This window comes from Oribacterium sinus (assembly GCF_963537195.1).
GTDB classification, from domain to species: Bacteria; Bacillota; Clostridia; order Lachnospirales; family Lachnospiraceae; genus Oribacterium; species Oribacterium sinus_A.
Genome location: NZ_CAUTEG010000130.1, coordinates 1 through 5,447 on the forward strand (window position 1 = coordinate 1; position 5,447 = coordinate 5,447).

6 protein-coding genes and 1 pseudogene are annotated in these 5,447 nt (G+C 41.3%); all 7 read left to right on the top strand.

Annotation, left to right across the window (positions count from 1 at the left end; translation table 11 throughout):
• The first annotated feature begins 14 nt into the window (after positions 1-14).
• Complete coding sequence (gene rpmG, locus RYL27_RS10615; protein ID WP_007158184.1) at positions 15-164, top strand: 50S ribosomal protein L33; 150 nt, start codon at positions 15-17, stop codon at positions 162-164.
• The gene (gene secE / locus RYL27_RS10620; protein ID WP_007158183.1) at positions 164-364 is read left to right on the top strand and encodes a preprotein translocase subunit SecE; all 201 of its coding nucleotides are present in this window, start codon (positions 164-166) and stop codon (positions 362-364) included. Before rpmG ends, secE begins: the two co-directional genes overlap by 1 nt.
• 10 nt (positions 365-374) lie before the next feature.
• Positions 375-905: a transcription termination/antitermination protein NusG gene (gene nusG / locus RYL27_RS10625; RefSeq protein ID WP_007158182.1), complete on the top strand. Its 531-nt coding sequence runs from the start codon at positions 375-377 to the stop codon at positions 903-905.
• Positions 906-1,013: 108 nt separating this feature from the next.
• Positions 1,014-1,439 carry a 50S ribosomal protein L11 gene (gene rplK, locus RYL27_RS10630; RefSeq protein WP_007158181.1) on the top strand — a complete coding sequence of 142 codons (426 nt, stop codon included), beginning with the start codon at positions 1,014-1,016 and terminating at the stop codon, positions 1,437-1,439.
• A gap of 19 nt (positions 1,440-1,458) precedes the next feature.
• Positions 1,459-2,151 (top strand): 50S ribosomal protein L1, encoded by a 693-nt coding sequence (rplA, locus tag RYL27_RS10635; protein WP_007158180.1) that lies wholly within the window; start codon positions 1,459-1,461, stop codon positions 2,149-2,151.
• Between the two features lie 522 nt (positions 2,152-2,673).
• A complete protein-coding gene (locus RYL27_RS10640) occupies positions 2,674-4,140 on the top strand; it encodes an RNA-binding domain-containing protein (protein ID WP_007158178.1) in 1,467 nt (488 codons plus the stop codon).
• 304 nt (positions 4,141-4,444) lie between these two features.
• A pseudogene (locus RYL27_RS10645) lies at positions 4,445-5,447 on the top strand (glycosyl hydrolase family 28-related protein); the annotation flags it as partial.

Below are 5,447 nucleotides of genomic sequence, written 5' to 3' on the forward strand. Positions count from 1 at the left end.
TGGAGGTGAAAGCCGTGCGTACAAAGATTATATTAGCATGTACAGAATGTAAGCAGAGAAACTACTTTATTACCAAAGAGAAGAAGCTTCATCCGGAGCGTATGGAAGTAACAAAGTTTTGCAAGTTCTGTAAGAAGCACACGCTGCATAAGGAGACAAAGTAATGCAAGATGAAAAGAAATCCGGAGGAGCCGGATTCATTGCAGGGTTAAAATCTGAATTTAAGAAGATTGTTTTCCCCACACGTCAGGAAGTGATTAAGCACTCTGTTGCAACCATCGTTCTTAGTGTGTTGGTAGGCCTTTTGATTACAGGTTTAGACATTGCTATGAAGTGGGGTCTTGGATTGATTCTTGTAAAGTAAAGGTGGGAATATGGCAGAGAAGAACACAGAAGCCCGTTGGTATGTAGCCCATACCTACTCCGGTTATGAGAACAAGGTGAAGATGGACTTAGAGAAGACCATTGACAACCGTGGTCTTCAAGATGTGATTTTAGAGGTCAGTGTTCCCATGCAGCCGGTTATTGAAGTAAAGAATGGCGTAGAGAAGAAAACCGACAAGAAGATGTTCCCGGGATATGTTCTGGTGAACATGGTGATGAACGATGAAACCTGGTATGTGGTAAGAAATACCAGAGGCGTTACCGGATTCGTCGGTCCCGGATCGAAGCCGGTCCCCCTTTCTGAGGAAGAGATACTGACCTTAGGCTATAGAAAGTCTGAAGTTTTGGTTGACTTCGCAGAGGGAGACACCGTAAGCGTAGTCTCCGGTGCTTGGAAGGATACCGTTGGTGTCATTACAGAAATCAATGACCAGAAGAAGACCGTCACCATTAACGTGGAAATGTTCGGTAGGGATACTCCTGTTGAGCTTTCCTATGGTGAAGTACAGAAGTTAAGATAAGATTTGGTAATACCCGAGGGATTTTATCCCATGGAGTACATTTAGCCACCGCTTGCAAAGCAAGCTCGTGGGAGGGTTTACCCGCAATTACCACAAGGAGGTGCCTATATGGCAAAGAAAGTAGAAGGATACATTAAGTTACAGATTCCCGCTGGAAAAGCAACTCCAGCACCCCCCGTTGGACCTGCATTAGGACAGCACGGGGTTAACATCGTTGCCTTCACTAAGGAGTTCAACGCTAGAACTGCTAATGAAGGGGACATGATCATTCCTGTTGTTATTACCGTTTACGCAGATAGAAGTTTCAGCTTTATTACAAAGACTCCTCCTGCTCCTGTTCTCATTAAGAAAGCTTGTAAGCTGCAGAAGGGTTCAGGCGAGCCAAATAAGAATAAAGTTGCTACTATCTCCAAGGCTGACCTTCAGAAGATTGCCGAGACTAAGATGAAAGACTTAAACGCTGCATCATTAGAATCTGCAATGTCCATGATCGCAGGTACCTGCAGATCTATGGGTGTTAAGGTAGAAGAGTAAAAGAAGGAGGCTTTGATTCATGAAACAGGGAAAGAGATATGCCGAAGTGGCAAAGGCTGTAGATAGACAGGTTAAGTACGCTGAGTTGGATGCAATTCAGTTGGTAAAGAAGAATGCAACTGCTAAGTTCGATGAGACTGTAGAGTTACACATCAGAACCGGTTGTGACGGACGTCACGCTGACCAGCAGGTTCGTGGTTCTGTAGTTCTTCCTGCAGGAACCGGTAAGAACGTTCGTATCTTAGTGTTCGCTAAGGACGCTAAGGCTGATGAGGCTTTGGCTGCAGGCGCAGATTTTGTTGGTGCAGATGACCTTGTACCAAGAATTCAGGACGGTTGGTTCGACTACGATGTAGTAATCGCAACTCCTGATATGATGGGTGTAGTTGGACGTATCGGACGTTTGCTTGGACCTAAGGGCTTAATGCCAAACCCAAAGCTTGGAACCGTTACTATGGATGTAGCTAAGGCTATCGCTGATACTAAGGCCGGTAAGGTTGAGTACAGACTGGACAAGGCAAACATCATCCACGTTCCTGTTGGAAAGGCTTCCTTCTCCGAGGAGCAGTTAAAGTCCAACCTGGATGCATTAATGGCAGCCATCGTAAAGGCTCGTCCATCTTCCTTAAAGGGAACCTACCTGAAGTCCATTACCTTGACTTCTACCATGGGCCCCGGCGTGAAGTTAGACGGATTACAGTTCGGCGCATAAGTGAAATTTTCAAGACCTACAGGGAAACCTGTAGGTTTTTTTTGCTTTATAGCTTATTTCTATTTTGTATCAAAACCATGGGAAATACAGGGTTTTTGATTAAAAATAGAAATAAATTATAGAAGCTGTTGATGACATAGGTCTTGTAACAGAGATTTGGAGTATTACGGAATTTAAGTTGCGCTAAGTTGCAGTAAGTTGCAAAAACGATAAAATTTCTCAATTTAAAAAACCGAGAACCGCATAAAATAAGGGTTTGTGAGGTGGAGAGAGCAGAAATTTAAGTTGCGCTAAGTTGCAGTAAGTTGCAAAAACAAGAAAAATTCTCTATTTGAAAAATCAAAAACCGCATAAAATAAGGGTTTTTGAAGGATGTAAAGTGAGAATTTAAGTTGCAGTAAGTTGCAGAACAATACTTGGTCATTGAAAATATGGTCATATCCAGATTAATCATGCAGTGGAAAATATGTTCTACAGTTGATACAATGAAAGAAAAATTGAGAATCGGCGAGGAGATGGTCAATGTCAATAAAAGATATAGAGTATATCAATAATTTAGTTAGAGAATTAATTTCACTACCGCGAGAAACAGAGTGGGTAGAATTTAAACATAATAACGATGATCCACAAACAATAGGTGAGTACATATCTGCTCTTAGTAATTCTGCGGCTTTATTGGCGAGACCAAAGGCGTATATGCTTTGGGGAATAGAAGATAAGACGCAAAAAGTCATAGGGACATCATTTAGTTATGGTGCTGCTAAAAAGGGCGCAGAAGCACTTGAGGCTTGGTTAGCGCGTATGTTGAGCCCACGTATAAATTTTAGGTTTTATGAGACTGAATTAGAAGGTAAGAAAATAACCTTACTTGAAATTCCTTCAGCGGAGAAACAACCTATTCATTTTGCCGGAGAAAAGTATATTAGGATAGGTAGTAACAAGAAAAACCTAAAAGAGTATCCGGATAAGGAAAGAGATTTATGGAAAGCCTTTGACAACACTCCGTATGAACTCAGAACAGCAAAAGAAAATGTGTCGCTATCAGAGATTTTTACTATACTGGATTCAGCTGGATATTACGAGAAAATGCAGTTTGCTTTACCTAAAAACAAAAATAAAATAGCGGATGACTTTGTAAATGAAAAATTCCTGAGAAAAGATGTTGCAGGAACTTATGATGTTACAAATATGGGAGCGCTGTTGATTGCTAAGAATTTAGATTCTTTTGAGTCATTGTCTCATAAAGCGGTAAGAGTTATATGGTACAAGGATAATAATAGGTTGGAAACGATTAGAGAAAAGTCATTCTCCAAAGGATATGCAATAGCGTATGATGAGATTTTGGAATATATTCTAACAATAATTCCGCAAGAAGAAGTAATAGAGGGATCCATAAGGAAGACACAATTAGGCTATCCGGAAATAGCTATTCGTGAACTGCTTGCAAATATCATGATTCACCAGGCTATTGACCAAAAAGGAACCAATCCTATGGTGGAATTATTTAGGGATAGAATAGAATTTTCCAACGCAGGATCACCTCTTGTTTCTATTGAACGCATTGTCGATACTGTTCCGATTTCAAGAAATGAAAATCTCGCGGGGTTTATGCATAAAATTGGAATTTGTGAGGAAAGAGGCAGTGGTTACGATAAGGTAATTCATGCAACAAGTAACCACTCTATGTTGGCTCCTAAAATTGAAAATCAAAGCGATAAATTTACAAAAGTGACTCTTTACTTAAAAGTACCATTTGACTTAACAAGCAAAGAGGATAGAATAAGGACCTGCTATATGCAAGCATGTTTTTCTTATGTCAATGGAGAAGCCATCAATAATAATACCATTCGAGAAATATTCGGTATTACAAACCAATATAAATATAAAGCTTCGAGAATTATTAAAGATGCTGTAGATGCAGAACTGATTAAAGCGGTAGATGAAAATACAGCTCCTAGGTATATGAAGTATATTCCCTTTTGGGCTTGATTTAAGTTGCGCTAAGTTGCAGTAAGTTGCAAAAACGATAAAATTTCTCAATTTAAAAAACCGAGAACCGCATAAAATAAGGGTTTTTGAAGAGTACAGAGCGGAAATTTAAGTTGCGCTAAGTTGCAGTAAGTTGCAAATGTGCCTTTTGCTTATAACAGAAAACAATAAATTACAACGAATTTTGTATTTATTTAATATTTTGTCCGGAATAAATCATAATATTTTCTGAATTTCCTTTTAAACTAAAAAAGTAAGTCGAAAAAAATACATGTAACTTTTTTTGGAGAAGAAAGGAAGAAGAATGAAATTCAGAAAACAACTTACGTTACTCTTGACCATGACCGGCCTGGGGCTTCTTTCCCATGGAACCGCATTTGCGGAAACGAGGACAGAGCTTTGGGCTAAGGAAAGCCAGGGCTACGGCGCCAAGCTTCCCTACCTTCGCTACGAGGCGGAAGAGGGAGTTGGAAGAGATGCGGTGCTGAAGCACTCTACTGCTTACGATGAAGTGGAGATGGAGGCTTCCAACCAAAGCTATGTACAGTTGACCAAGGAGGATTCTTCATTACGCTTTACGGTTAAGAAGGCGGCCAATGCCATGACTCTTCGTTTTACCATGCCGGAGGATGCATCCGGAGAGCTGGAGATTTCTGTAGAGAGAAATGGAGAGCTTCTTGGAAAGAAAACGGTGGAGCTGGACAACAGCTCTGCTTGGCAGTATGTGAAGGAAAATGATGTTTTTGATGAAAATATAGCCGATTCACATTCTCGTTTTCGTTTTGATGAGAGACATTTTCTCTTGGAAAATGACAACAAGGAACTAATGGAACTGGAGGAGGGTGACGTGCTCACCATCCGCAGAACCGATAAAAAAGCGGATGAACTGGGAATCGACTTTATCGAGCTGGAGCAGGCCCCGGAAGCAAAGGGCGCCCCAAGCAACAGCATTTCCATCACGGACGCTCCTTACAGCGCGGTGCCAAACGATGGACAGGACGATTCCCAAGCCTTTCTGGATGCCCTGAAAGACGCGGATGCGGAGAATAAGACCTTATATATTCCGGAGGGAACCTTCGATTTTGACCAAAAGCTGGTGGTAAGTGCTACAGATATGCGGATTACCGGTGCAGGAATCTGGTACACCCGGCTTCATTTTACCTCTGAGGAGCAGGCCGGAGGCGGTATCGAGTTTCTGGACAGCAGTTCAAATGTTGAGATGGATAACCTATACATGGATTCCGAATTAAAATCCCGTTTTCATCAGGAGGCAAATTACAAGGGAATCGCCGGCGTTTTGGGAGAGA